Source organism: Streptomyces sp. NPDC051582, from assembly GCF_040681715.1.
In the GTDB taxonomy this organism is placed as follows: Bacteria; Actinomycetota; Actinomycetes; order Streptomycetales; family Streptomycetaceae; genus Streptomyces.
In genome coordinates this window covers 1-24,861 of sequence record NZ_JBFAZJ010000031.1, presented here as the reverse complement: position 1 = coordinate 24,861, position 24,861 = coordinate 1, and the positions used below count along the sequence as shown (strand labels likewise).

Sequence of the window (24,861 nt, the reverse complement as noted above, 5' to 3'; positions counted from 1 at the left end):
CCATGTGCCGTGTGGTCGACCTGAAGCAGGCGGTCCTCGCCAAGAACGACTCGGCCGCGCACGCCCTGCGCGCCGAACTCGCCGCCCGCGGCACCACGGTGGTCAATCTGCTGTCCAGCCCGGGCAGCGGCAAGACCGCCCTGCTGGAGCGCGAACTCGGCCTGGCCCGAGAGCGCGGGGTACCGGTCGCCGCCCTGACCGCCGACCTCGCCACCGAGAACGACGCGCTGCGACTGGCGCGTTCGGGCGTCCCCGTCAAGCAGGTGCTCACCGACGGGCTCTGCCACCTCGAAGCCCACATGCTGGGGCGCCACCTCGACGGCTGGATGCCCGAGGACACCCGGCTGCTGTTCGTGGAGAACGTGGGCAATCTCGTCTGCCCCGCCTCGTACGACCTCGGGGAGTCGCTGCGCGTCGTCCTGGCCTCCGTGACGGAGGGCGAGGACAAGCCGCTGAAGTACCCGACGGCGTTCGGTCTGGCCCAGCTCGTCGTCGTGACGAAGACGGACATCGCGCAGGCCGTCGAGTTCGACGAGGCCGCCTTCCGCGCGCACGTCCAGCAGGTCAACCCGGGGGTGGAAGTGGTGCTGACCTCGGCCCGCCGCGGGGAGGGCCTCGGCATCCTGCTGGAGCGGGCGCTGGCGGTGGGCGCCGGCGGCGCGGTACACGCACCGGTCATGGCCCGGCAACAGCACACGCACGCGCACACGCATCACGACGACGACCACGACCACCCCGCCGAGGGCCACTCGCACTCCGCCGCGGTGCCGACCCGCTGATGGAGGCCGTGGAGCGCCGCCGGGTCACGGTGCGCGGAGTGGTGCAGGGCGTCGGCTTCCGGCCGTACGTGTACACCCGCGCGACGGGTCTCGGCCTCGCCGGTCACGTCACCAACACTCCCGAAGGGGTCGTGGCCGAGGTCGAGGGCGCACCGGCCGCGGTGTCCGCGTTCTGCGAGCGGCTCGCGGCCGACGCCCCGCCGCTGGCCGTCGTCGACGCCGTCGACCACCACGAGGTCCCCGCCTCCGGCGGCGCCGGCTTCACCATCGTCGCCTCCCGCTCCGGCGGCCCCGGCCGCACCCTCGTCTCCCCGGACGTGGCCACCTGCGCCGACTGCCTCGCGGAGCTCGCCGATCCCGCCGACCGGCGCCACCGGCACCCCTTCATCACCTGCACGCACTGCGGACCCCGCTTCACCATCGTCACCGGGCTGCCGTACGACCGGGCGCACACCACCATGGCCCGCTTCCCCCTGTGTCCCGACTGCGCCCGCGAGTACGCCGACCCCGCCGACCGGCGTTTCCACGCCCAGCCTGTGGCCTGCCCCGCCTGCGGACCCCGGCTGCGCCTCCTCGCCGGTACGCCGCCGCGCGAGACGGCCGGCGCCGACCCGGTGGCCGAGGCCCGCCGGATGCTGGCCGACGGGGCGATCCTCGCGGTCAAGGGCCTCGGCGGCTACCACCTCGCCTGCGACGCCGCGCACCCGGCGGCCGTGGCCGAGCTGCGCCGTCGCAAGGACCGCGGTGACAAACCGTTCGCCCTGATGGCCCGCGAACCCGCCGACATCGAGCAGTTGGTCCACCTCGGCCCGGCCGAACGGGACCTGCTCACCGGGCCCGTCCGGCCCATCGTCCTGCTGCGCCGCCGCCCCGGAGCCACAGCCGGAGCCGGGGGAGCCGTGGCCGACGAGGTCGCCCCGGGCAGCCCCGACCTGGGCGTGATGCTGGCGTACACCCCCGTGCACCACCTGCTCCTCGGCCTCCCCGGCGACCCGCCCGGCCCCCGGCTGCTCGTCATGACCAGCGGAAACCTGTCGGGCGAGCCCATCGTCACCGACGACACCGAGGCCCTGGACCGGCTGGCCCGGCTCGCCGACGCCTGGCTCACCCACGACCGCCCCATCCACGTCCCGTGCGACGACTCCGTGGTCCGCGTCTGCGACGGCGAGGTGCTGACCCTGCGCCGCTCCCGCGGCCACGCGCCGCTGCCCCTGGACCTGCCGCTGCCCGTACCGGCGTCACTGGCCGCCGGGGGCGACCTGAAGAACGCCTTCTGCCTCGGCGAGGGCCAAAAGGCCTGGCTGTCGGCGCACATCGGCGACATGGACGACCTGGCCACGCAGTACGCCTTCGAACGCGCCGAGCAGCAGCTGGAGTCCATCACGGGCGTCACCCCCGGACTGCTCGCAGTGGACCGGCACCCCGGCTACCGCTCGGGCCGCCTGGTGCGCGGCCGGGCCGCCGGCCGCCCGGTCGTCGCCGTCCAGCACCACCACGCGCACATCGCCTCCGCGCTGGCCGAACACGGCGAGGCCGGCGCCCGCAGGGTGATCGGCTTCGCCTTCGACGGCACCGGGTACGGCGACGACGGGGCGGTGTGGGGCGGGGAGGTGCTGCTGGCGGACTACGCCGGGTACACCCGGTTCGCGCACCTCGCCTACGTCCCGCTGCCGGGCGGCGACGCCGCCGTGCACCGGCCGTACCGGATGGCCCTGTCCCACCTGCGCGCCGCAGGGCTCGACTGGGATCCGGACCTGCCCTGCACGGCGGCCTGCCCGCCCGAGGAACTGCGGCTGCTCCGGCGCCAGCTGGAACGCGACCTGCACTGCGTGCCGACCTCCAGCATGGGCCGCCTCTTCGACGCCGTCTCCTCCCTGGCGGGCGTCTGCCAGCGCGCCGGGTACGAGGCCCAGGCGGCCATCGAGCTGGAGGGCGCGGCGGTCACCGCGAGCGCGACCGAGGCCCGCGCGGACGTGGGCGGCGACTACGCGTTCGCCCTCCGGCCCCCGGTGCGCGCCGGCCGGGAGGCCCCGCTGACCGCGGACCCGGCCCCGGTGCTCGCGGCGGTGGTGCGCGACGTACGCGCGGGCACCGCACCCGCGGTGGTCGCCGCCCGCTTCCACGCGGCCGTCGCCGACCTCGTGGCCACGTTGGCCGTCCTCGCGCGCGAGCGCCACGGACTCGACACCGTCGCCCTGACCGGCGGGGTCTTCGCCAACGCCCTGCTGTCCTGCGCCTGCGCCCGCCTGCTGCGCGAGCAAGGCTTCACCGTCCTGCGCCACCACCGCGTCCCGCCGAACGACGGTGGGCTGGCCCTCGGCCAGCTCATGGTGGCGGCCCGCGCCCCGCGACACCCACAGCAAGGAGAGGGCCATGTGCCTGGCGGTACCCGGCAGAGTGATTGACATCGGGGAGAAGGACGGCACCCGCATGGCGACCGTCGATTTCGGCGGTGTCGTCAAGGAGGTGTGCCTGGAGTACCTGCCGGACCTCCAGGTCGGCGAGTACGCCATCGTCCACGTCGGCTTCGCGCTCCAGCGTCTCGACGAGGAATCGGCCCGGCAGACCCTCGAACTCTTCGCCCAACTCGGCATGCTTCAGGAGGAGTTCGGCGACCCCTGGGAACGGGCCGCCGCCGAGGCGGGGGTGGCGGACTGGCCCTTCGCCGACGACGTGGCGGAGCAGCCGCAGCGCGCCGGGGACGCCGTACAGGAGGCGCAGCAGTGAAGTACATCGAGGAATTCCAGGACCCCGAGCTGGCCCGCCGCCTGCTCGACGACATCCACGCCACCGTCACCCGCCCCTGGGCGCTGATGGAGGTCTGCGGTGGCCAGACCCACACCATCATCCGGCACGGAATCGATCAACTCCTGCCTGATCAGGTCGAGTTGATCCACGGCCCGGGCTGTCCGGTGTGCGTGACCCCGCTGGAGGTCATCGACAAGGCGCTGGAGATCGCCTCCCGCCCCGGGGTGATCTTCTGCTCCTTCGGCGACATGCTCCGCGTGCCCGGATCCGGCCGCGACCTGTTCCAGGTGCGCAGCGAGGGCGGCGACGTGCGGGTGGTGTACTCCCCGCTCGACGCCCTGCGCATCGCGCAGCAGAACCCCGCGAGCGAGGTGGTGTTCTTCGGTATCGGCTTCGAGACCACCGCGCCGCCCAACGCCATGACGGTCCATCAGGCCAAGAAGCTGGGCATCCCCAACTTCAGCCTGCTCGTCTCCCACGTCCGGGTGCCCCCGGCCATCGAGGCGATCATGACTTCGCCGAGCTGCCGGGTCCAGGGCTTCCTCGCCGCCGGGCACGTGTGCAGCGTGATGGGCATGGGGGAGTACCCGGAACTGGCCGCGCGCCACCGGGTCCCCATCGTGGTCACCGGCTTCGAGCCGCTGGACATCCTCGAAGGCGTACGCCGGGCCGTACGGCAGCTGGAGCGGGGGGAGCACACCGTCGACAACGCCTACGCCCGCGCCGTCCGCCCGGAGGGCAACCCGGCCGCCCTCGCCATGCTGGAGGACGTCTTCGAGGTCACCGACCGCGCCTGGCGCGGCATCGGCGTCATCCCGCGCAGCGGCTGGCGGCTCTCCGCCCGCTACCGCGACTACGACGCCGAACACCGCTTCTCGGTGACGGACATCGCCACGCAGGAGCCCGCCGAGTGCCGCAGCGGCGAGGTCCTCCAGGGCCTCATCAAGCCGCACGAGTGCGAGGCGTTCGGCACCACCTGCACCCCGCGCACCCCGCTCGGTGCCACGATGGTCTCCAGCGAGGGCGCGTGCGCCGCGTACTACCTCTACCGGCGCCTCGACCTCGCGCCGGCCGCCCGGACCGCACCGCTGGAGGCGAGCCCCGTTGTCTGAAGCCCCGTCCGACGCCGCCGTACTCGACGTCACGGGCTGGACGTGCCCGGCCCCGCTGCGGGACCGCCCGCGGGTGGTCATGGGCCACGGCGGCGGCGGAGCGCTCTCCGCCGAGCTCGTCCAGCACGTCTTCGCACCCGCGTTCGGCGGCGAGGTGCTCGCCCAGCTCGGTGATTCGGCCGCGGTCTCCCTGGGCGGGGCCCGCCTCGCCTTCTCGACCGATTCGTACGTGGTGCGGCCGCTGTTCTTCCCCGGCGGCAGCATCGGCGACCTCGCGGTCAACGGCACCGTCAACGACCTGGCCATGAGCGGCGCCCGGGCCGCCTACCTCTCCTGCGGGTTCATCCTCGAAGAGGGCGTCGAGCTCTCCGTGGTGGCCCGCGTCTCCGCGGACCTCGGCGCGGCCGCGCGGGCCGCCGGCGTCGAGGTGGCCACCGGGGACACCAAGGTCGTGGAGGCGGGCCACGGCGACGGCATCTACCTCAACACCGCCGGCATCGGACTCATCCCGGACGGGGTGGACCTGCGTCCGCAGCGCGTCGTACCGGGCGACGTCGTCATCGTCAGCGGGGAGATCGGCCTGCACGGCGTGGCCATCATGAGCGTCCGTGAAGGCCTGGAATTCGGGGTGGACGTCCAGAGCGACTGCGCGCCGCTGGGCGGGCTCGTCCAGGCCATGCTCGCGGTCACCCCCGACCTGCACGTCCTGCGCGACCCCACGCGCGGCGGGCTGGCGGCCGCCCTCAACGAGATCGCGGCCGCCTCGGGCGCCGGGGTCGTCATCCACGAGGGCCGGGTGCCGGTCCCGGAAGCCGTCGGCAACGCCTGCGCGATCCTCGGCCTCGACCCCTTCTACGTCGCCAACGAGGGCAAGCTGGTCGCCTTCGTACCCCGTGAGCACGCCGACGCCGTCCTCGACGCGATGCGCGCGCACCCGCTCGGACGGGGTGCGACGGTGATCGGCGAGGCGGTCGAGGCCCACCCCGGCCTCGTGGTGGCCCGTACCGGCCTCGGCGGCACCCGTGTGGTCGACCTGCCGATCGGGGAGCAGCTGCCCCGCATCTGCTGAGGCCGGCCCCCCCCCGGCGGCGCCGACGGCGCCGGCGCCGTCAGGGGAGTTCGGGGATGAACGGGTAGTAGTCCTCCACGGCCGACGAGGGGAGGACCGCGTAACTGGCCTCGGGGAGTTCGTTCCACACCCCCGGCAGGTCGCCGAGCGGCTCGGAGACCACCAGGCGCGTCGCGTCCGAGACCGCCCGCAGGAACGGCAGTTCCGGGTACAGCTGGCGCACCGTCTCGGCCTTGCTGCTGTAGAACAGCGAACGCGAACGGCCCGCGCTGGAGTAGCGGAAGGCCCAGACCCGCTCGCCGTCGCTGACCGCGATCGTCATCTGCATCGGGTCGGCGACGCCGTGTTCCTTGCCGACGCGCTCCACCAGGCCCGTCATCCGGGCGACCGCGCCCGGCGGGTCCTGGTCGAGGCCGTAGGTGACGGCCAGGTAGAACATGACCTCGGAATCCGTCGAGCCCTCGATGCAGGGGAACAGCGCGGGGTCCACGGCCATGCACAGATCGCGCTGGAGGCGGTGGAAGTCGGTGATGGCGCCGTTGTGCATCCACAGCCAGCGGCCGTGCCGGAACGGGTGGCAGTTCGTCTGCTGAATGGCCGAACCCGTGGAGGCGCGCACGTGCGCGAAGAACAGCGTCGAGCGGACGTGGGCGGCCAGTTCTCGCAGATTGCGGTTGTTCCAGGCCGGTCCGATGTCCCGGAAGATCGCCGGTGTGCCGCCGCCGTCGGCGCTGTACCAACCGATCCCGAAACCGTCGCCGTTCGTCGACTCCACGCCCATCCGGGAGTGGAGGCTCTGGTCGATCAGCGAGTGTTCCGGCTGGTAGAGAACCGCGTCGAGCAGCATCGGCGAACCGGAGTAGGCGAGCCAGCGACACATCCGCATCATCCCTCTCCTGCGCCTCGTACGAGCCTATCGCGGCCGAGCTTCCGCTGCCTCGCGCCTTGACGCGCATGCCCTCGACGTGCTGCGCCGGACGGGTGCGGCCTTCCGCGCCGGAACCTCGCCCGGGGGCCGGGCGGCCGCCGAGAACGTGTCCCTGCGGCCCGGGAAGGGGTCGCGGCGGCCGGTGCCGCCGTCGTCGTACGGCACGTGCGCCGGGCGGCGGACGTACGGGTGAGCGGAGCTTCCGGGGCGCCGGGGGCGGTGGCGGGACCGCCGCTCGCCGTCTTCCGGGGGCTCGCCGTACTGGCGGGCGTCGTGGCCGGCCGGGAAGCGGGCCGGACCCGGCCCGGCGCTCCTCGCCGGCGCCCGCCCGCGGCTGCCCGGCTTCGGCACCGGTCACCACCCGTACGGGGACCGCGCCGGCCCACCCCACCGCCAACCTGGTCTCCTCGAACGACTTCGACCTCCGGGCCCGCGACACCCTCGGTGAGGAGTCGTTCCCCTTCGTCACCGTCCTGGCCTCGGCCCCCAGGGAGCGGGCAGGGGAGGAGCCGCAGGTGCGGGAGCCGCGGAAGTCGGCGCATCCCCCCATGGTCGTGGCTCCGGCCGCCCTCCTCCCGGGGCTGCTCGGCGGCGCGGTACCGGCGCTCGCGCAGAGCCGCAGCCACGGCGCGGGGCTCTTCACTGCGTGGGCGGTCCTACATCCGCTCCTCGATGCGGATCGCGGATTCCAGGTCCTCGCGGGCCTTGCCCGCAGCCTCGCTGCCATCGCGCTTCTTGCCGTCCTTGGCGTCCTTGGCGTCCTTGGCGTCCCGCTGTTCCAGCAGTGCGGCGGCGATCGCGTCGAGTTTGCGCTGGATGGCGTGCTCGGCGCGCCGCTCGGAGTTCTTCAGCAGGGCCAGCAGCAGCAGGGACACGGCGGCCATGGCGTCACCGGCGAGGTGCTGCCACTCCGTGGACAGCCCCGCCAGGTGGACGGTCACGAAACCGGCCACGAGGAGTACGCACAGGAGGGAGAAGACGGCGGAACTCGTGAAATTGGAGGCGAGCTCGGCCAGTTTCTCGAAGCGGGCGGGTCGCCCGCCGCTCGCGCGTTCCGCCGGGTGCTGGAGTGCCATACCCGGCGCCTGCCCATCCGTGCCCCTCGCACACCCACCGTTTCCCCTCCGGTCCCGTGGCGCCCGAATTCGGCCAGGGCGAGGCGGCCCCGAGGCGTTGGCCGTTTCGCGTCCTTCCCAGCACCCACCGGCTGTGGTGGCATGTGCATGCCGAAATTCGAGCGAGAATTGGAGAATCGACGATGTTGCTCCGCAGATTCACCGTCGGCGCGGCGGTCGCGGCGTTATGCGCCCTGGCCGTTCCCGCACAGGCCGACACCCCCTCCACACCGCCCGGCAGAATCACCGTCGAGGTGGTCGGCGTCAACGGCTCGGGATGCCCGCAGGGGACCGCCGGGGTCACGACCGCCTCCGACAACACCTCGTTCAGCGTCACGTACAGCAACTACCTGGCCCAGGCCGGCGCCGGCTCGGGCGGCACCGAATTCCGGAAGAACTGCCAGCTCGCCCTCCAGGTCCACGTACCGCAGGGGTTCACGTACGCCATCGCCCGCGCCGACTACCGCGGCTTCGCCCACCTCCAGCGCGGGGCCTACGGGCAGCAGCGCGCCAACTACTACTTCCAGGGCATGCCGCAGACGGCCCGCACGAACCACCAGTTCGGCGGCCCGTACTCCGACAACTGGCAGGCGAGCGACCAGACCGACTACCAGGACCTGGTCTTCGCCCCCTGTGGCGAGGAGCGGAACCTCAACGTCAACAGCGAACTGCGGGTCTACGCGGGGACGTCGAACCCGCAGGCCTTGAGCTTCATGAGCATGGACTCGACGGACGGCAGCGTGAGCACGGTCTACCACTTCGAGTGGAAGGAATGCCCGGCGGCGGCCTGACGCGGCGTGAGCGCAGGAAACACCGATCGATGATCAGGAGTGACAACGATGTCTCATTCCCTGTCTCGTACCCTGCTCACCGGCGGCGCGGCCGCCGTGCTGATCGCCACGGCGGCGACCTCGGCGGGGGCCGCCGGCCACACCCCGCAGATCACCGCACCGCCCGACAAGATCGTGATCGAACTCGCCACCGTGAACGGATCCGGCTGCCGGGAGGGCACCGCCGAAGTGGCCGTCGCCCCCGACAACACCGCCTTCACGGTCACCTACAGTGAATACCTCGCGCAGGTGGGGCCCGGCGCGCCGCCCACGGCATTCCGCAAGAACTGTCAGCTCAATCTCCGCGTCCACGTTCCTTCGGGATTCACCTATGCCATCGTCCAGGCGGATTACCGCGGATTCGCATTTCTCCAGCCCGGTGCGTGGGGACAGGAACGGGCGAACTACTACTTCCAGGGAATGCCCCAGACGACCCAGCGCACCCACCAGTTCAACGGCCCGCACAACGACAACTGGCAGGCGAGCGACAAGACCGAGTACGCCGACCTGGTCTGGGCGCCGTGCGGGGAGAAACGCAACTTCAACATCAATACGGAACTGCGCGTGAATGCGGGCACGTCCAATCCGCAGACCACCAGCTTCATGGCCATGGACTCCACTGACGCGAGCGTGAGCACGCTCTACCACCTCGCCTGGCAGGTCTGCCCCACCCCGAAGAAGTAGCCGCTGCCGCCCGACGCCCCGTGCCGTACCCGGCGGATCCGCCGGGTACGGCACGGGGGCCGCTTCGCGCGCGGCTCACGTCAGGGGGCGCAGCCGGGACCCCGTGCGGTGGGACACCGCCGGGAGGACGGCGGCCGGGACGGGGGCGTCGGCGGCGAGGGCGCTGCCCGCCCGCCAGGCCCGCCAGTCCAGGTTCCAGTCGCCGAAGCCGTTCTCGAACGGAGCCATCGGCTCGCCCTCGCTGTTCACCACCTGCACGATGTCCCCCTCCCGAACGGTCTGGAAGAACCAGGCGGCCTCCGCCGTGCTCATGCCCGTACAGCCGTGGCTCACGTTCTCCTCGCCCTGCGAAGCGACCGACCAGGGAGCGGCGTGTACGTACTCGCCGCTCCACGTCACCCGCGTCGCGTAGAAGACGGGCAGGTCGTAGAACTCGCTCGTGCCGCGCTTGATGCCGACGGAGTCGCCGCGCATCCGGACCTGGTACTCCTTGCGCAGCACGACCTTGACGCCGCTGCGGGTCCGGAACCCCGCCTTGCCGGTGGTGACCGGGATCGTCCGGATCACCTTGCCGTTGCGGCGCACGGTCATCTCGTGCGCCTCGGCGTCGGTGATGGCCTCGATCCGGTCCCCGACGGTGAACTGCGTGGAGTCGGAGGGACCGCCGTAGTCGTGGTCGCCCACCTCGACCCCGTCGAGACCGCTCGTCACGTGCACCTCGGCGTGCGCCGGCCAGTAGGTCCGCGGCCGGTAGTGCAGCGTCGAATCGTCCACCCAGTGCCAGCCGCCCTCGACGGCCGGCTCCGAGGTGACCTGGAGCGCCCTCTCCACCCGGGCCCGGGCGGTCCGGTCGGCGGCGGGAACGGGCCGGCTCAGGGCGGCCGTCACGATCTGCCCCGCGCCGTACGTGCCCGGCCGCGGCCCGAACTCCACCGTGAGCCGGCCCTCGTCCGGGGGCGGCGCGGTCCGGAAGGCCATGGTGGCGCCGACCGGGGTGCCCGCCGCGTCCTGGGCGCCGACCCGCACGGTGTAGAGCTCGCCGGCCCGCAGCGGCTCGGTGTTGGTCCAGTGGCGGCTCCTGGCGGCGAGTTCGCCGCCGACGTAGCGCCCGTGCCCGTCGTGGACGGTGACGTCGGTGAGCTGTCCCGCCTCGGCGAGCGCGATGTCGAGCGGACCGCCGGAGTTGGTGGGCAGGACGACGGTGCGGCCCGCCCCGCCGGCCTCGCGGGAGGCCGGCCCGCGCAGGACCGACCCGGCTCCCCGGGAGGTGGCCCGTACGCGCTGCTGACGCCAGCCGGTGCACAGGCCGTCCCGGAAGGCCTCCAGGGCGCATCGCGCGGCGATCCCGCCGTCGCCCTGGTCCAGGGCCCGTCCGACGAGCAGGGTCACGGCGGCGTCCGGGCCTCCGGCGGGCCGCCCGGCGGCGTCCGGCTCGGGTGCCCGGCCCGGCGCCGCGGCCACGACCAGGGCGGCGCCGGTCACGGCGGCCACCACGCTCCACGTCCTGGTGCCCGGTGCCCCTCGGGCCTTTCGTGCCCGTCGTTCCTTTTGTGCACGGTGCGTCGATGACATCGCCACGCAGCCTTCCCAGCTCGCCCACGGCCCGTTGGGAGCATCAAAACGATTGCGCGGCTAAATGATGATCATGCGCTCGGACGGTGCGACCGAACGGGCACGCAAGAGAACTCGTACGGAGCAACCGTGCGTTCGGGGCGGCTGCAGGCGGCTGCAGGCGGCTGCAGGCGGCTGCAGGCGGGTGCGGGCGACTGCAGGCGGGTGCGGGTGGACGCCGGGCGGGTTCGGCGCAGCGGGTCAGGGCAGGGGGCGGACGCGGACCACGCGGGCGGGGTCCTGGCCGCCGCCGGAGGCCAGGACGCGCACCTCTTCCTGGTCGCTGATCTCCGCACGGACGATGCCGGTCGCGTCCGCGTAGACGGGATGGCCGCCCGGCCCGGCCTGGCCGGTGGCCGTCACCACGACGACGTCCTCGCTCGTGTCCGGGCCCTCGGAAAACACCAGCTCGTAGCGCTCGGCACTCATCCACGCCCTCCTCAGCCAGGCGAAAGGGAGCGTTCCCCACAACCATGATGCGCGCAGCTGCCGGTCCGCGCCCTCGCTGCCGCCCAGGGGACGTCTCGCCGATCGGACCGGGTCCGCGGGCCCGCCCGACGGGATGCCCCTACGCGCGGAGGACCGCGTACAGGCCGCGCGCCTTCGTGCCGTCCGGCAGCGTCCACCCCGCCGTGACGTGTCCCAGCGGCGGCCCGGCGCCGTCGTCCGGCTCCGGCGCGGGCCGCAGGACGCGCCGTACGGAGAGGGTCAGCTCCCCGTCCGGGGTCCGTACGAGCACGTCGGTCGTGTCCGGCCCGCCGGACACGCCGAGGATCGAGGCCGGGCCGGGGCGGCCGGTCTGCGCGGACCAGCCCGTGACGGTCGGGTCGGGGGTGTCGCTCTCGCCCTGCGCCTGCGGCGCCGCCTCGCCGCGGACGAGCGCGTACAACCGCTCGACGAGGACCGGGTCGTGGGTCCCGTCATAGATCCAGCGGCGCCCCAGCACCCCGTGCTCGGAGGTGCCGATGAGGGCCTCCTCCGCCGCCTCCAGCGGCGCGCCACGGTACGTGAGCGGCACGAGGTAGGTGACCGGCCGGTCTCCCGCAGCGTCGGACACGGCCATGAACTCGATCCCGACCTCGCCCTGCGGGTCGTCGAGCCGGAAGCCCCCGGCCCGGGCCGGCCGCGGGGCGCTCCCCGCACCGGGGTCGCGGTACCAGGGCCGGGTGGGGAGCCACGCGGCGAGCAGCTCCAGCTTGCCGGGGGTCATCGTGGTCCGGTGGACGACGGCCATGGTGCGGCACCTCTCGATCGACTGCCGATCATCCTGCCACCGGCGCCGCGCGGCCCCGAAGGTTGCGACCGCCTTACGGGGCGCCGACGTCCGCGCCACGTACCGTCCACCGCCGGTGAACAGGCAGGAAACTCAACGGAGTTGGCGTTGACGGCCGCTGCTCTACGCGCGTCATCATGGGCCGCATGAGAATCCCCCCACGCTTCGTGACCCTCGTCGGCGCGGCCGCGATCGCCGGCGCCCTCCTCACGGGACCGGCCGCCTCGGCCGCCCCCGCCCCCGCTCTCGCCCCCGCTCCCGTCTCCGCGGCGGCCGTCGCCGCGGCCGTGGTCGGCGGAGTCTGCTACTCGGCGCTGCCGTCCCAGGCGCACGACACCCTCGACCTCATCGACCAGGGCGGCCCGTTCCCCTACTCCCAGGACGGCGTCGTCTTCCAGAACCGCGAGCGGCTGCTGCCGATCCACGGCAGCGGCTACTACCACGAGTACACCGTGACGACCCCGGGCTCACCGACCCGCGGGGCGCGGCGGATCATCACCGGGCAGCAGTGGGAAGAGGACTACTACACCTCCGACCACTACGCCTCGTTCCGGAAGGTCGACTTCGGCTGCTGATCGGCCCGTTCCGCGACCTCCCGGCCGCCCCGGCCGGCCGGTCCGCCCGCCGCACGACCCGCATCCGGGCCGGGCGGCGGGCGGTCACCGTCACCGCCACCGTCACTCGAAGCGCGTGGTGTCGCCCGCCCCCCGCCGCACGATCTCGGCCTCGCCGCCGGAGAAGTCGATGACGGTGGTGGGCTCGGTCCCGCAGTCACCGGAGTCGACCACGATGTCCACGAGGTAGTCGAGGCGCTCCTTGATCTCCCAGCCCTGCGTCAGCGGTTCGGGCTCGTCCGGCAGCAGCAGGGTGCTGGACAGCAGCGGCTCGCCGAGCTCGGCGAGCAGGGCCTGCGTCACCCCGTGGTCGGGGATCCGTACGCCGACCGTCTTCTTCTTGGGGTGCAGCAGCTGGCGCGGCACTTCCTTCGTGGCGGGGAGGATGAAGGTGTAACTGCCCGGCGTGGACGCCTTGATCGCGCGGAACACGTCGTTGTCGACCTGTACCAACTGGCCCAGCTGGGCGAAGTCCTGGCACACCAGGGTGAAGTGGTGACGGTCGTCGAGATTGCGGATGGACCGAATCCGGGCGAGGCCGTCACGGTTGCCGAGCTGACAGCCCAGCGCGTAGCAGGAGTCGGTCGGGTACGCGACGAGCGCGCCGGAGCGGATGCTGTCAGCGACACTGCCGATGGTGCGCTGCTGGGGGTTCTCGGGGTGCACGTCGAAGTACTTGGCCATTGGCCGAGCCTACGCGATCGGGTCACCCCCGGCTCGCCGGGCGCCCGAGGTCCAGCCCCGCAGGCGGAGGCGTTCGAAACCGTCGAGGAGCAGGTCCAGCGCGAACTCGAACTCGAACTGGTCGTCACAGCCGCCGCCCACGACGGAGTCCCCGTCGTGCGCCGCGGCCCCGGCCAGCTCCGCTACGTGGGGATAGGCGGCCGCGGCCTCCGGCGGCATCGCCGGCCGCCCTCCCGGATCCGGGTCCGGCGCGGCGTCGAACACCTCCTGGGTGAACCCGAGGACACGGCCGCCCAGCGCGTGCATCACGTGGTGGGTGAGGTCGACCGAGAACCCCCCGGCGCGGAACATGCCGATCACCGAGTCCAGGTACGCGAGCACCGCCGGGGTCGGGCCGCTGCGCGAGCGGATCACCTGGGCGGCCCAGGGGTGCCCCAGCAGCGCGGCGCGCGCGGAGAGGATCCGCTGCCGGACCGCGCCCTGCCAGTCCGATCCGCTGGCCGGCGGGTCGATCCCGACCACGACGGCCTCCACCATGCCGTCCAGGAGCTGTTCCTTGTTGGCGACGTGCTTGTAGAGGGCCATCGGCACCACGCCCAGTTCCTGGGCGAGCCGGCGCATGCTCAGCGCCTCGATCCCGGTTCCGTCGGCCAGCTCCACGGCGGCGCGCAGCACCCGGTCCCTGCTCAGGGGCGCCCGGGGCGCCGCCTCCGGCCGGCTCGTCATCACCCTCGGCCTCCTTGTCCGTCGTCTTCTCGCTTGACGAGTGTACGCCGTACACCTAGCGTGTCACTCAGGTGTACGCCGTACACCTCTCACAAGGGAGTGGTTCCGCATGGGCTCGACCAGAAAAACCGCGGTCGTCACAGGGGTGTTGTTCCTCGTCACCGAGGCCGCCGCGATCGGCGGGCTCACGCTGTACGCCCCCGTGCTGAACGACGCCGGCTACGTCCTCGGCCCCGGCGCCGACACCCGCGTCCTCCTCGGGGCGCTGTGCGAGTTCGTCCTCGCGCTGGCCGTCATCGGCACCGGGGTCGCCCTCCATCCGGTCGTCAAACGGCAGAACGAGGGGGCCGCGCTCGGCTATGTCTGCGGCCGGCTGCTGGAGGCGGCCGTCATCCTCGTCGGCGTCATCAGCGTGTTGTCGGTGGTGACGCTGCGCCGGGATTCCGCGGCAGCACCGGGCGCCGACGCCCCGTCCCTGGTCGCGGCGGCCGACGCCCTCGTGGCGGTCCACGACTGGACGTTCCTCTTCGGGCCCAACTTCGTCCTCGGCGCGAACACCCTCGTCCTGGCTTCCCTGATGTACCGCTCACGGCTCGTCCCGCGGCCCCTCGCCGTGCTGGGACTGGTCGGCGGCGCACTGATCGCCGCCTCCGCGACGGCCGTGCTGTTCGGCGCGTACCCGCAGGTCTCGGCGGCCGGATCGCTGGCTGCGCTCCCGGTGTTCGCCTGGGAGGTGGGCCTGGCGGTGCGGCTCATCGCCAAGGGGTTCACCGGGACCGAGGTGCCCGGCGAGCGGGTTCAGCTCCCGAACACCCCGGAGAAGTGGGCGGCCAGCCCCGAGGCGGTCGGCGGGCACAGCCTGGCCCCGAGGTAGCCGTCCGGCCGCACCACGAACGCCGCCGGCTCCCGTACCCCGTACATCCGGGCGAACTCGCCCCGGCCGTCCCGGTACACGGGCACCGGCGCCCCCCGGTCGGCCTCGGGCGCCGCCTCGGCGAGGATCGCGCACACCTGGACCCTGCCCGGCGCGAAGTTCCGTACCGCGCCGGCGAGCTCGGCGAGGCCGTCCAGCGCCGTGCCCGGCCCGTACAGCAGCAGCACGTGCTCGCGCCCGCGCAGCAGGTCGAAGAGCCGCACCGGATACGCGGCGATGTGCCCGGAGAGCCCGCCGCAGTCCGGCGCCCGGTCGCCGGGCCGCGGCCCGGACCCGTCGCCGTCCTCCGGGTCCGCCGCCCGTACGAGGGGGCTGCCGCGGTAGCCGACGAGCAGCTGGGCCTCGCGCATCATCAGCGTGTCCGCGTCCTCCGGATCGGCCTGCACGCCCCCGGCGGAATGCCGGACCGTACGGCCGACGACCTCCTCGCCCACCGGCCGGCGCTCGGCGTCGTAACTCGCGAGCAGCCCCGGAGCCCCGGCACCCCGCACGGCCAGCGCCAGCTTCCAGGCCAGGTTCCAGGCGTCCTGGATCCCGGTGTTCATGCCCTGCGCCCCGGTCGGCGGATGGATGTGCGCCGCGTCCCCGGCCACGAAGACCCGCCCCTCCCCGTACCGGTCCACCAGCCGGTGGCTGATCCGGAACACCGACGACCACCGCATCGCCGACGCCGTCGTGGGCTGCGGGGACAGCCGGTCCAGAACGGCCTGGATGTGCCGGATTCCGGGGGTCCGGCCGCCCTCCAGGCCGTGCACCACCACCTCATCGCCCCGCGGGGGAGCGGCGGAGAGCTCGGGCGGCACCAGCATCGACACCCGGTAGCGCCGGTCGCCCGGAAGCGGGATGCACACCAGCACGTCGTCGACGGCGCCCCGGGCGTCGTGGTGCATCGCCCGCACCCCGTACCCGTACGGCAGGTCCCAGTCGACCTCGATGTCGGCGAGCATGTACTCCTCGGGGAAGGCGCCGCCCTCGAAGGCGAGGCCGAGCCCCTTGCGGACGACGCTGTGCGCGCCGTCGCAGCCCACCAGGAACCGGGTGCGGACCTCCTCCTGCCCGCCGGGGCCGGTCAGCCGGCTGGTCACCCCCTCGGCGTCCTGGACGAACGACACCAGCTCGGTGCCCCGCTCGACGCGCGTCCCGAACCCCTCCAGGAACTCCTCGATGATCCGCTCGGTCTCGTACTGGGGCAGTGCGGCGAAGCGGTACGGGACCTCGGGCGGCAGCACCAGGTCCAGCCGGGGCTGCTCCACACCGTTCACGTACGTCAGCTGCCCGCGCATCGGGACGGCCGCCTCCAGCGCGGCCCGGACGAAGCCCATGCGGTCCCAGATCTCCAGGGTCCGCGGCTGGATCCCCACCGCCTTGGCGTACGGCAGCCGCGCCGGGAGCCGGTCGACGATCCGGCAGGAGATCCCGCGCCGCCTGAGCTCGGCGGCCGCGGTCAGCCCGACCGGGCCGGCGCCCGCCACCAGGACCTCCGCGGCCGCTGCCTCGCTGTGCACCATCGGCGCCTCCCGGCCGGGGTCCCGTGGATACGGATCACCCTCCATGGTGGCCCGGACGACCGCGCCCGGCGATCGGACCGCCACGCGGCCCCCTCGGCCGGCCGCGCGGGGCCGGGAGCACCGGCCGGCCGGCGGGCCGGTCGGTACCCCCGGCGGACCTCAGTCGCCGACGTCGCGGCGGCGGAAGTCGTCCAGGGTCTCGCGGCGTACGAGGAGCCGGGCCGCGCCGTGGCCGACGGCGACGACCGGGGGACGGCCCACCATGTTGTAGCCGGACGCCATGGACAGCTGGTAGGCGCCGGCCACCGGAACGGCGAGGAGGTCCCCCGGGTGGACGTCACCCGGGAGTTCGGCGTCCGCGGCGAGGATGTCGCCCGCCTCGCAGTGCCGGCCGACCACCGTGGCCGTACGGGGCTCGGCGTTGGAAGAACGGCCGATCAGGCGGGGCGCGTACCGCACCCCGTACAGCGCCGGCCGGGGATTGTCGCTCATACCGCCGTCCACGGCCACGAACACCCGCTCCCCGGTGCGTTTCACGGCGAGCACCCGGTACAGGGCCACGCCCGCCGGACCGGCGATCGCCCGGCCCGGCTCGATGGCGAGGCGGGGCACGGGCAGCCCCGCCGCCGCGCAGCTCTCGACGAGCTCGGCGCGCAGCCGGCCGGCCAGGGCGGTGAGGTCGAGCGCGGGTTCGCCCGGGCAGTACGCGATGCCGTGGCCGCCGCCCATGTCGATCCAGGGCAGGGTGATGCCGTGGGCGTCGCGGATGCGGGCCATCAGGCCGACCGTGCGGCGCACCGCCGTCAGGTACGGCTTGACGTCGGTGATCTGCGAGCCGATGTGGCAGTGCAGGCCGACGAGTTCCAGCTGCGGCTGTCCGAGGATGCGGGTGACGGCGTGCTGCGCGGAGCCGTCGGTGAGGGACAGGCCGAACTTCTGGCCGTCGGTGCCGGTACGGATCTTCTCGTGTCCGCCGGCCGAGATGCCGGGGACGACGCGGACCAGGACCCTTTGGTGCCCGCCCGGCCCCACGGCCGCGGCGAGGCGGGCGATCTCGGACGAGCTGTCGATGACGATCCGCCCGACGCCCAGCCGCAGGGCGGTCTCGATGTCGCGCGGCGATTTGGCGTTCCCGTGCAGAAGGATGCGCTCCGGCGGGAAACCGGCGGTGACGGCGAGTTCGAGCTCGCCGGCCGAGCAGACGTCGAGCCCGAGGCCCTCCTCGGCGATCCAGCGGACCATGGCGCGGGAGAGGAAGGCCTTGGCGGCGTACAGCACTTCGGCATCGGGGAAGGCGTCGCGGTAGGTGCGGCACCGGGCCCGCACCTCGCCCTCGTCCAGTACGTACGCCGGGGTGTCGAAGCGGTCGGCGATCTCGGTCAGCGGGACCCCGCCGACGGCGAGACCGCCGTGCGGCAGCCGGATGGTCGAGGCCGGCCAGACGGACAGCTCGTCCGCGGAACCGGAGGCGGCCTCGGACAGGGTGACGGTGGTCACGGGACTCCTCCCCTCAGGCGGCCTGGGCCGGCCGCCGGCCCGCCCGGAGCGGCGCCGCGGCGGCGGGCGGGGCGGCCGGGGCCGCCGGGGCCGCCGCCGGGGCCGACAGCGCCGGGTCGACGGTGATCAGGTCCGCGCCGAGCGGAGCGCACAGCTCCCGCAGCACGGCCTCCGACAGCCGGATGTACCCGTGGCCCTCGCCGAGCGTGGCGGCCAGCAGGTCCGTGCGCGTGAAGCCGACGGCCGTACGGGCGCCCAGCGGAGTGCGGAACAGGCGGATCACCGCCTCCGCTCCCCTTCCCGGCCGGACGGGCACGTACAGGAGTCCGGCCGGGACCCGTTCCTCGGGCTCGGGATCGTCTTCGTACCGGAACAGACACATGGGGCCCTCCCTGAGGAACCGCAAGAGGCGACTGGTGACGCCCCGAGTGCGGGGAGGCAGTCCGGGGCGCGATGACGAAGCTATCCCCGCCCGCGGCCTCCTCGCGCCGGTCCATGACGCCACCTTGACGGGAAACGGCCCACTCCATATGCGCCGCTGACACGCTCCCGATCCCGGCGTCAGCCCGCCCGGCCCGCGTGGTGGGCCAGGGCGGCGTGCGGGTCCTCGTGCCCCGTGGTGTGGTCGATGTGCACCGTGGCCGCGGTCAGCCGGGGGACGGCGTGGATCAGGGCGTGTTCGGCCTCGACGGCCAGGGCGTGCGCCTGCACCACCGTGAGGTGCGGATCGACGACGATGTCCGCTTCCGCCCGCAGCGCGTGCCCGATCCACCGCATGCGCACCTGTCCGGTGCCCCGGACGCCCGCCACCCCGAGCAGCGCGTCGTGAGCGGTGTCGACCAGGGCCGGATCGACCGAGTCCATGAGCCGCCGGCAGACCTCGCGCGCTGCGTCGCGCACCACCGTGAGGATGGCCGCGGTGACGAGCAGGCCGACGATCGGGTCGGCGCTCCTCCAGCCGACCGCGGCGCCGCCCGCGCCGAGGAGGACGGCGAGGGAGGTGAACCCGTCCGTACGGGCGTGCAGTCCGTCGGCGACGAGCGCCGCGGAACCGATCCGGCGGCCGGTGCGGATCCGCTGCCGGGCCACCCATTCGTTGCCGAGGAATCCGACCACCGCGGCCCCCGCGACCGCCCACAGCTGCCCGATCTCGCGGGGGTGCAGGAGCCGGTCCACGGCCTGGTACCCGGCGAAAGCACAGGAGGCCGCGATGGTGAGCACGACCACGATGCCGGCGAGGTCCTCGGCGCGGCCGTAACCGTAGGTGTAGCGGCGGTTCGCCGCGCGCCGCCCGAGCACGAACGCGATGCCGAGGGGCACGGCGGTCAGCGCGTCGGCGGCGTTGTGGACGGTGTCGCCGAGCAGGGCCACCGACCCGGACAGCGCGACGACGCAGGCCTGCACGGCCGTGGTCATTCCCAGGACGCCCAGGGACTGCCACAGCGTGCGCATGCCCTGCCGGGAGGTCTCCATGGCCGCGTCCACCTTGTCCGCCGGCTCGTGGCCGTGCGGGGTGAACGCGTGCGCCAGATGGCCGAGCCGGTGTGCGAGCCGGCGCCGCAGCCCTGCCCGGGACGGCCCGTCGTGGTGCTCGTGGTGGTGGCTCACGGCGTGCTCGCTTCCGACGAGGACGACAGGGAACGGTGGACGCGGGCATCCCCCCGGCATCCACCCGCCTAGTGTGTGCGGATGAGCGCACGCATGCACCCCTCGCCTGCGCCAGGGCCGCACCGGCAAGAGCCCGGCCCGCAGGCCTTCGAGGCCGCGGCCGAGATCCTGGGCCTGCCGGCCGACCGCACCCGCCTCGCCCTCCTGTGCACCATGGCCTCGGAAGAAGCCGATGTCGCCACCTGGCCGCGGCGGTCGGAGCCGCCCGGCCGGCCGTCCGCTACGCCCTGACCGACGACCACCTGCGGCGCCTCGTCGCCGCGGCGCTCGCCGCGGCCGGAACCGATCGCCCCGATCGCCCCGGTCGCGGCAGGGTGTGACACTGGGCGGGTGTCCGGAGGAGGCCGGGTCCCGGCCGGTGCGGTCACCGTCGTGGCGACTCTGGCGCTCGCCGCGGGCGGCGGCCCGGCCGCGACCGAAGCCACGGCGACGCCGGCGGCCACCGCCACGGCGACGGTGGCAGCGGGCGGCACCTCAGGGGACCTCTCCCGCCCGGTGCCCGTAGGCGGCGGTCGCCACATCCGGATGGAGTGCCGGGGAACCGGGTCCCCGACCGTCGTGCTCGTCTCGGGGACGGGCGGGGCCGGGGACGAGTGGACCCATGTCGTGGACCCCGCCAACCCCGCGGCCGGCCTGAAACCCAGTGCGGCGGCGGTGCTTCCGACGGTCGCCTCGTTCACGCGGGTATGCGCCTACGACCGCCCCGGGACCGTGCGGACCGACGGAAAGCCGACCTCCTCGACCCCGGTGCCCCAGCCGACCACGGCGCGGGCGGGGGTGCAGGACCTGCGGGCGGCGCTGTCCGCCGCAGGCGAGCACGGACCGTACGTGCTGGTCGGCGCCTCCTGGGGGGCGATGATCGCCGAGCTCTTCGCACGCACCGACTTCCCCCGGGTGTCCGGCCTCGTCACCGTCGACGGAGCGTCACCGTACCTGCGAGACACCCTGACACCGGCTCAGTGGTCGGACTGGATGCGCAAGATCGCGACGATGGACCGGGGGAAGGGCCTCGAAGTGCCGGACTACGAGGCCTCCGTGGCAGAGATCCGCAGCGCGCCCCCGATGCCGCACCCCCTGCCCGCCGCCGTGCTCACCTCCGACAAGCCGTGGGACCTCGCGGTCGGCGACAGCGGATCGACCTGGCCGGCCTGGCTCGCCGCGCAGGACGAGCTCGCCCGCGAGCTCCGGGCCCGGCACGTCACCGACACCGACAGCGGACACGGCATCGCGGTCGAGCAGCCCCGGCTGGTCGCGGACGCAGTGCGCGAGGTGGTGGACGAGGCGCGCAAGCGCTGAGGACCGCGGGGGGCCCGGTCCGCCGGCGGACCGGGGCCCCGCCCGTCAGCGGGGGCGCACGGGCGCGTCCAGCTGCTCCGCCGACCGGGCCAGGCCGGCCGCCGCCGTCGCGCAGCGGTCGGCCAGGGCCTCGATCCGCCACCGGAAGGCCTCGGCCTGCGGACCCTTCCAGTCCAGCGCCACGGCCCCCGCCCGCAGCCGTTCCGCGTGCCGCAGCAGGGCCGCGGAGTGGGCCCGCAGCCCCTCCGCGGGCCCGTACCGGCGGCCCTCCTGCGCCGTGCGCGGCGCGGGGACGGCCGTCACAGGGCCCTCCACGGGGCGAAGGCATTGCTCACGCCGTCCAGCGCCGGGGCCAGTTCGGGGTGGTGGCGCAGGAGCACCGAGACCATGCTGCCCCGGTCCACCCACTCCAGGCCCTCCGCCGTGTACACCTCGGGCCGGTAGTCGGTGGTGAAGAAGCGGTCGCTCTTCAGCCGCCTGCTCGCCATCAGGATGAAGATCCGGAACAGGGAGTCGCTGAATCCGAATCCGGCCGGCCGCGGCTCGGCGAGATTGCCGACCAGCGTGTCCACCCGGTCGAGCCGCCCCTCGTACAGCTCCTTCAGCAGGGGCGTGTCGCCCGGGTGTCCGCCCGTCAGCTCCTCGAAGGAGGTCACCGGACGCTTGCGCAGCATCTGCCGGTAGGCGTTGTAGCGGGGGATCCCGCGCTCGCGGTCGCGCAGCACGTCGACCGTGCCCAGGTCGACGTGCTCGCCGGTGAGCCGGGACAGATTGCGCAGCGCGTCGGGGTGGTTGTGCAGCACGAGTGCCCCGGGGTGGGCCGTGCCGAAGCTGTAGAAGAGGTCGCTCATGCCGTACGCGTCGACCGCGGTACGGGTGGCCCTGCCCTGCATCTCGTCGAAGCCGATCTTCGCGCGCACGGCGCCCGCCCGGTGGTCCCGTACGGCCAGTTCGTCGGGGATCAGCGGGTGCAGCCGGTACGCGGAGACGAACTCCTCCGTCATCGAGAACGGCGCCGCGTGGTGATCGGTGGCGGAGCCGAGGATGCCGCTGAGCATCTCGCCCTTGCCGACCCGCCCGTACGTCCGGCTGACCCAGCGCGGCAGCACCCCGTACCAGTTGGCGTCCATCGCGTGCCGCAGCACCGGCGTGTCGAGGATGCCCGGGGTCCACTCCACCGTGTGGATCTTCGCCATCAGCGCCGTGTTGACCAGCCGCGCGGTGTGGAAGAGCCGCTCGTCGTCCCAGGACGGGCGATGGGCGCGCAGGTAGTCGCAGATCGCGTTGTGCTCCTTGGCGAAGAGCGTGTGCAGCAGCGACAGGCCGGCCCAGTAGTCGCTGTTCATGCCCGTCCAGTCCAGGCAGGACATGCCGGGCCGCGGGTCGGCGGGCAGCCGGCCGTCCTCCAGGATCAGCCGCCCGTGCTCGCCCGTGCGCAGCGCCCGGCAGCGGGCCTCGTCGGAGCCGTAGAGCTGCGAGCCGTCCCACCAGTGGGTGACGGTGTTCTCGTACGTGGGCGGCGTGTCGGCCGCGGTGTGCCGGGCCGGGTCGGGGCGGGTGCGGTTCACGCGCATCGGGCAGCCGCCGCCGTGCTCGGCCCAGTCGTCGTCCTCGGCGAGCGGGACGGTGAACGGCTCGGCCTCCTCGTTGTCGCCGTGGTTGGCCCAGCCGTGGTTCTCGAACTGGATCCAGGCGGCGGCCAGCAGGTTGAGGGTGGGCGCGGGCACGAACCCCTTGCGGGCCAGCAGCTGCCTGCTGATCTCGCGCGGGCTCGGCGACATCAGCTCTTCACCGGAATCCGGGAAGACCAGGTGCAACGGGGCGTTGCGGTCGAGCCGGGTGCCGACCCGGCCCATGTCCTCGTCGTACGGGTCGTAGCCCGAGCCGTCGTACGAGCGGTAGGGCGCGAGCGCCGGGGTCGGACGACGGCGCCGTTCCCCGCCCGCGCCGTAGGTGTCGTACAGGTTCTTGCGGCGCAGGTCGTCGCGGAGCACCCGCAGGTTCAGCAGTCCGAGGGGGAGCGGCAGTTCGTGCCATTCGCGGGTGCGGTTGACGCGGGCGAAGGCGGCCGAGCCGAGGCGTTCGAGGAGCCCGGGCGGGCCGTACGAGGGGGCCGGGCCGGGGCGGACGGCCTGCGCGGGGACGGCCGGATCCGCGGTGTTCCCCTGGCTCGGGGCCTCGCTCGGCTCGGTGGAGGTGGTGTCGGTCATGGCGTTCCTCAGCGGTCGTGGAGCTGTCAGCGGTCGTAGAGCCGGAAGAAGCGGGCGGCGGTCACCCGGCCCCGGAAGGGCGCGAGGTCGGCGTCCACGCGCGCGCTCGCCTCGGGGACCGCGTGTTCGAGGTTGTGCGCGTACCGCTCCGCGGCGTGGCAGAGCGGGAAGGCGTGCGTGTCGTCGGTCCAGGTGAACTCGGTGAACTGCTCGGGCAGCGCGTACGCGGAGACCGGGGAGCGGCCCTCCAGGGCGGGCACCACGTCGTGCTCGTTAACCAGCGAGTACACCCGGGTCCGCGGATCGGCCGGGCGCTTGCCGTCGACCGGGGAGCCGATCGCGACGACGTGCGTGACCTGGTGGATCCCGCAGAAGTCCCGGTCGGCGGCCAGGTTCATGGCGGTGATCCCGCCCAGGCTGTGGCCCACCAGCGCCAGTTCGCAGCCCGAGGGGATCAGCCGGCGCAGCGCCTGGGCGACGGCCCTTGAGTACGGGGTGGCCGGCCGCGCGACGGCGTGCACGGCGCCCAGCAGGTCCTGGGGGCTCTTGCCGCTGACGCCGGACATGCCGGCGAGCTGGACCACGTACCGCTGGACGCCGTCGGGGCCCGAGACCTGCTGGACCAGCAGCGTTCCGTCGGTGCCCACGGCGCCGATGTTGCGGACGTACCCGGCGATGGTGCCGGAGGTGTCGAGGCGTTCGGCGAGCGCGGGGGAGGGCACGAGCGGTTCGGCCCGGCCCGGTCCGCGGTCCAGGAAGGCCCAGACCCGGCCACTGACGCCGAGGACCGGCTCGGCGCCGGTCAGGGTGCGGCCGGTGGCGATCTCCCAGCCCGCCCCGTCGTTGAGGGGGTTCTCGTCGGTGAGGGCGTTCCACGCCAGGAGGTCGGCGAAGACGGGGGCCAGCCGGGCGAAGGTGCGCTCGGCGCCCTTGGCGGCGAGGATCGAGCGGAAGACGCGGACCGCCTCCCGCTGCCGGTCCCTCTGGACGGCCCCCAGCACGCGCGCGGTGTCGGGGTCGCGCAGCAGCTCGGGGTGGGTCACGGCGGCGGCCCGGATCCTGGCCTTCAGGCCCGTCACGGCCAGGCTGACCGCGAGGTTCTCCCGGCTGGTGAACACGCCGGCGAGCCAGCCGATCCGGGCGAGGCCGCGGCCGCGCGGGGCCCAGCCCAGCCCCTTGGGGTCGGTGATCGTCCGCAACAGGGTGCGCCGGGCGCCGCCGCGAGCGCCCCGAGCCGGCCGGGCGCCGAGGGCCAGTTCGGAGGCGTACCGGGAGGCGTCCGCCACTGCCTCGGCGGCTTCCGCGAGCAGGCGGCACAGGTGGTGCAGGGAGCCGATCTCCGGTTCGGGCGCGGGCGCGACGGCGGCGGTCGTGGCTTCGGTCATGCAGGTGCCCTCCGGGGCGTGGTGGGGTAGGGGTGGCGGACGGGACGCAAGGCGGGGACGGACGTGCGGCGGGGAGGGACGTGCGGCGCGGGACGGGCGTGCGGCGCGGGACGGGCGTGGGGGGGGGGGCCCGCCGCCCGCCCGGCGCCCCCCCCCCCCCCGGCGCACCCCCGGGCGGGGGCGAGCCGGC

Annotated in this window: 24 protein-coding genes and 1 pseudogene; 11 read left to right on the top strand and 14 right to left on the bottom strand. The window is 73.9% G+C overall.

The annotated features are described in order from the left end of the window. The first annotated feature begins 2 nt into the window (after window positions 1–2). From hypB to hypE, 5 genes are all read left to right on the top strand, one after another. Window positions 3–779: a hydrogenase nickel incorporation protein HypB gene (gene hypB / locus AB0M92_RS31335; protein ID WP_366105697.1), complete on the top strand. Its 777-nt coding sequence runs from the start codon at window positions 3–5 to the stop codon at window positions 777–779. Next, complete coding sequence (gene hypF, locus AB0M92_RS31330) at window positions 779–3,184, top strand: carbamoyltransferase HypF (RefSeq protein ID WP_366105696.1); 2,406 nt, start codon at window positions 779–781, stop codon at window positions 3,182–3,184. The genes hypB and hypF overlap by 1 nt, the downstream gene beginning before the upstream one ends. Further along, complete coding sequence (locus tag AB0M92_RS31325; protein ID WP_366105695.1) at window positions 3,153–3,506, top strand: HypC/HybG/HupF family hydrogenase formation chaperone; 354 nt, start codon at window positions 3,153–3,155, stop codon at window positions 3,504–3,506. Before hypF ends, AB0M92_RS31325 begins: the two co-directional genes overlap by 32 nt. After that, entirely contained in the window at window positions 3,503–4,639 is a 1,137-nt protein-coding gene (gene hypD, locus AB0M92_RS31320; RefSeq protein WP_366105694.1) for a hydrogenase formation protein HypD, read from the top strand. Before AB0M92_RS31325 ends, hypD begins: the two co-directional genes overlap by 4 nt. 79 nt (window positions 4,640–4,718) lie before the next feature. Next, window positions 4,719–5,708 (top strand): hydrogenase expression/formation protein HypE, encoded by a 990-nt coding sequence (hypE, locus tag AB0M92_RS31315; protein ID WP_366105757.1) that lies wholly within the window; start codon window positions 4,719–4,721, stop codon window positions 5,706–5,708. A 40-nt stretch (window positions 5,709–5,748) separates the two neighbouring features. On the opposite strand, the gene AB0M92_RS31310 is transcribed toward hypE, so the two are convergent. Both AB0M92_RS31310 and AB0M92_RS31305 read right to left on the bottom strand, forming a co-directional pair. Beyond that, entirely contained in the window at window positions 5,749–6,588 is an 840-nt protein-coding gene (locus tag AB0M92_RS31310; protein ID WP_366105693.1) for a class II glutamine amidotransferase, read from the bottom strand. A 704-nt stretch (window positions 6,589–7,292) separates the two neighbouring features. Beyond that, entirely contained in the window at window positions 7,293–7,712 is a 420-nt protein-coding gene (locus tag AB0M92_RS31305) for a hypothetical protein (protein ID WP_366105692.1), read from the bottom strand. A 182-nt stretch (window positions 7,713–7,894) separates the two neighbouring features. Between AB0M92_RS31305 and AB0M92_RS31300 the strand changes: the two genes are divergently transcribed. Continuing rightward, window positions 7,895–8,542, top strand: coding sequence for a DUF4360 domain-containing protein (locus tag AB0M92_RS31300; protein ID WP_366105691.1), 648 nt, complete (start codon window positions 7,895–7,897; stop codon window positions 8,540–8,542). Between the two features lie 60 nt (window positions 8,543–8,602). Beyond that, window positions 8,603–9,265, top strand: coding sequence for a DUF4360 domain-containing protein (locus AB0M92_RS31295; protein ID WP_366105756.1), 663 nt, complete (start codon window positions 8,603–8,605; stop codon window positions 9,263–9,265). 75 nt (window positions 9,266–9,340) lie between these two features. Here the strand turns inward: AB0M92_RS31295 and AB0M92_RS31290 are convergent, their stop codons facing one another. The 3 genes from AB0M92_RS31290 to AB0M92_RS31280 form a co-directional block, all read right to left on the bottom strand. Further along, the gene (locus AB0M92_RS31290) at window positions 9,341–10,759 is read right to left on the bottom strand and encodes an Ig-like domain-containing protein (RefSeq protein WP_366105690.1); all 1,419 of its coding nucleotides are present in this window, start codon (window positions 10,757–10,759) and stop codon (window positions 9,341–9,343) included. A gap of 318 nt (window positions 10,760–11,077) precedes the next feature. Continuing rightward, window positions 11,078–11,305, bottom strand: a complete 228-nt coding sequence (locus tag AB0M92_RS31285) for a DUF6296 family protein (protein ID WP_366105689.1) — start codon at window positions 11,303–11,305, stop codon at window positions 11,078–11,080. 139 nt (window positions 11,306–11,444) lie between these two features. Next, a complete protein-coding gene (locus AB0M92_RS31280; RefSeq protein WP_366105688.1) occupies window positions 11,445–12,110 on the bottom strand; it encodes a 1,4-alpha-glucan branching protein in 666 nt (221 codons plus the stop codon). 185 nt (window positions 12,111–12,295) lie between these two features. Between AB0M92_RS31280 and AB0M92_RS31275 the strand changes: the two genes are divergently transcribed. Then, window positions 12,296–12,724: a ribonuclease domain-containing protein gene (locus AB0M92_RS31275; RefSeq protein WP_366105687.1), complete on the top strand. Its 429-nt coding sequence runs from the start codon at window positions 12,296–12,298 to the stop codon at window positions 12,722–12,724. A gap of 102 nt (window positions 12,725–12,826) precedes the next feature. Here AB0M92_RS31275 and AB0M92_RS31270 read toward each other — a convergent pair whose 3' ends face one another. Together AB0M92_RS31270 and AB0M92_RS31265 are read right to left on the bottom strand one after the other, a co-directional pair. Further along, window positions 12,827–13,447 carry an L-threonylcarbamoyladenylate synthase gene (locus AB0M92_RS31270; protein WP_366105685.1) on the bottom strand — a complete coding sequence of 207 codons (621 nt, stop codon included), beginning with the start codon at window positions 13,445–13,447 and terminating at the stop codon, window positions 12,827–12,829. A gap of 9 nt (window positions 13,448–13,456) precedes the next feature. Beyond that, entirely contained in the window at window positions 13,457–14,173 is a 717-nt protein-coding gene (locus AB0M92_RS31265; protein WP_366105684.1) for a TetR/AcrR family transcriptional regulator C-terminal domain-containing protein, read from the bottom strand. 109 nt (window positions 14,174–14,282) lie between these two features. Here AB0M92_RS31265 and AB0M92_RS31260 point away from each other — a divergent pair, with 109 nt between their 5' ends. Then, window positions 14,283–15,047, top strand: a complete 765-nt coding sequence (locus AB0M92_RS31260; RefSeq protein WP_366105683.1) for a DUF4386 domain-containing protein — start codon at window positions 14,283–14,285, stop codon at window positions 15,045–15,047. Here the strand turns inward: AB0M92_RS31260 and AB0M92_RS31255 are convergent. The 4 genes from AB0M92_RS31255 to AB0M92_RS31240 all read right to left on the bottom strand — a co-directional run bounded on the left by AB0M92_RS31255 (window position 14,972) and on the right by AB0M92_RS31240 (window position 19,720). Beyond that, entirely contained in the window at window positions 14,972–16,615 is a 1,644-nt protein-coding gene (locus AB0M92_RS31255; RefSeq protein WP_366105755.1) for an FAD-dependent monooxygenase, read from the bottom strand. The genes AB0M92_RS31260 and AB0M92_RS31255 overlap by 76 nt on opposite strands. Window positions 16,616–16,774: 159 nt before the next feature. Then, complete coding sequence (lysA, locus tag AB0M92_RS31250; protein ID WP_366105682.1) at window positions 16,775–18,112, bottom strand: diaminopimelate decarboxylase; 1,338 nt, start codon at window positions 18,110–18,112, stop codon at window positions 16,775–16,777. Window positions 18,113–18,125: 13 nt separating this feature from the next. Beyond that, a complete protein-coding gene (locus tag AB0M92_RS31245; RefSeq protein ID WP_366105681.1) occupies window positions 18,126–18,494 on the bottom strand; it encodes an SAV_915 family protein in 369 nt (122 codons plus the stop codon). A gap of 179 nt (window positions 18,495–18,673) precedes the next feature. After that, on the bottom strand, window positions 18,674–19,720 hold the full coding sequence (locus AB0M92_RS31240; RefSeq protein ID WP_366105680.1) for a cation diffusion facilitator family transporter: 1,047 nt from the start codon (window positions 19,718–19,720) through the stop codon (window positions 18,674–18,676). Between the two features lie 81 nt (window positions 19,721–19,801). On the opposite strand from AB0M92_RS31240, the pseudogene AB0M92_RS31235 reads away from it, so the two are divergent. Both AB0M92_RS31235 and AB0M92_RS31230 read left to right on the top strand, forming a co-directional pair. Further along, window positions 19,802–20,100, top strand: a pseudogene (locus tag AB0M92_RS31235) (transcriptional regulator). 10 nt (window positions 20,101–20,110) lie between these two features. Next, entirely contained in the window at window positions 20,111–21,076 is a 966-nt protein-coding gene (locus AB0M92_RS31230) for an alpha/beta hydrolase (RefSeq protein WP_366105679.1), read from the top strand. 45 nt (window positions 21,077–21,121) lie between these two features. Here the strand turns inward: AB0M92_RS31230 and AB0M92_RS31225 are convergent, their stop codons facing one another. The 3 genes from AB0M92_RS31225 to AB0M92_RS31215 are packed head-to-tail and all read right to left on the bottom strand — an operon-like array spanning window position 21,122 to window position 24,671. Beyond that, a complete protein-coding gene (locus tag AB0M92_RS31225; protein WP_366105678.1) occupies window positions 21,122–21,379 on the bottom strand; it encodes a hypothetical protein in 258 nt (85 codons plus the stop codon). Then, window positions 21,376–23,286: a peroxidase family protein gene (locus AB0M92_RS31220; protein WP_366105677.1), complete on the bottom strand. Its 1,911-nt coding sequence runs from the start codon at window positions 23,284–23,286 to the stop codon at window positions 21,376–21,378. Before AB0M92_RS31220 ends, AB0M92_RS31225 begins: the two co-directional genes overlap by 4 nt. A 26-nt stretch (window positions 23,287–23,312) precedes the next feature. Then, a complete protein-coding gene (locus AB0M92_RS31215) occupies window positions 23,313–24,671 on the bottom strand; it encodes a hypothetical protein (protein ID WP_366105676.1) in 1,359 nt (452 codons plus the stop codon). Window positions 24,672–24,861 lie beyond the last annotated feature (190 nt).

Bases quoted from the DNA above. Each gene is read 5' to 3' on its own strand.
- hypB (WP_366105697.1), top strand. From the start codon at position 3: ATGTGCCGTGTGGTCGACCTGAAGCAGGCGGTCCTCGCCAAGAACGAC.
- hypF (WP_366105696.1), top strand. From the start codon at position 779: ATGGAGGCCGTGGAGCGCCGCCGGGTCACGGTGCGCGGAGTGGTGCAG.
- AB0M92_RS31325 (WP_366105695.1), top strand. From the start codon at position 3,153: ATGTGCCTGGCGGTACCCGGCAGAGTGATTGACATCGGGGAGAAGGAC.
- hypE (WP_366105757.1), top strand. From the start codon at position 4,719: ATGGGCCACGGCGGCGGCGGAGCGCTCTCCGCCGAGCTCGTCCAGCAC.
- AB0M92_RS31310 (WP_366105693.1), bottom strand. From the start codon at position 6,588: ATGTGTCGCTGGCTCGCCTACTCCGGTTCGCCGATGCTGCTCGACGCG.
- AB0M92_RS31305 (WP_366105692.1), bottom strand. From the start codon at position 7,712: ATGGCACTCCAGCACCCGGCGGAACGCGCGAGCGGCGGGCGACCCGCC.
- AB0M92_RS31300 (WP_366105691.1), top strand. From the start codon at position 7,895: ATGTTGCTCCGCAGATTCACCGTCGGCGCGGCGGTCGCGGCGTTATGC.
- AB0M92_RS31285 (WP_366105689.1), bottom strand. From the start codon at position 11,305: ATGAGTGCCGAGCGCTACGAGCTGGTGTTTTCCGAGGGCCCGGACACG.
- AB0M92_RS31280 (WP_366105688.1), bottom strand. From the start codon at position 12,110: ATGGCCGTCGTCCACCGGACCACGATGACCCCCGGCAAGCTGGAGCTG.
- AB0M92_RS31275 (WP_366105687.1), top strand. From the start codon at position 12,296: ATGAGAATCCCCCCACGCTTCGTGACCCTCGTCGGCGCGGCCGCGATC.
- AB0M92_RS31270 (WP_366105685.1), bottom strand. From the start codon at position 13,447: ATGGCCAAGTACTTCGACGTGCACCCCGAGAACCCCCAGCAGCGCACC.
- AB0M92_RS31265 (WP_366105684.1), bottom strand. From the start codon at position 14,173: ATGACGAGCCGGCCGGAGGCGGCGCCCCGGGCGCCCCTGAGCAGGGAC.
- AB0M92_RS31260 (WP_366105683.1), top strand. From the start codon at position 14,283: ATGGGCTCGACCAGAAAAACCGCGGTCGTCACAGGGGTGTTGTTCCTC.
- AB0M92_RS31255 (WP_366105755.1), bottom strand. From the start codon at position 16,615: ATGGTGCACAGCGAGGCAGCGGCCGCGGAGGTCCTGGTGGCGGGCGCC.
- AB0M92_RS31245 (WP_366105681.1), bottom strand. From the start codon at position 18,494: ATGTGTCTGTTCCGGTACGAAGACGATCCCGAGCCCGAGGAACGGGTC.
- AB0M92_RS31220 (WP_366105677.1), bottom strand. From the start codon at position 23,286: ATGACCGACACCACCTCCACCGAGCCGAGCGAGGCCCCGAGCCAGGGG.
- AB0M92_RS31215 (WP_366105676.1), bottom strand. From the start codon at position 24,671: ATGACCGAAGCCACGACCGCCGCCGTCGCGCCCGCGCCCGAACCGGAG.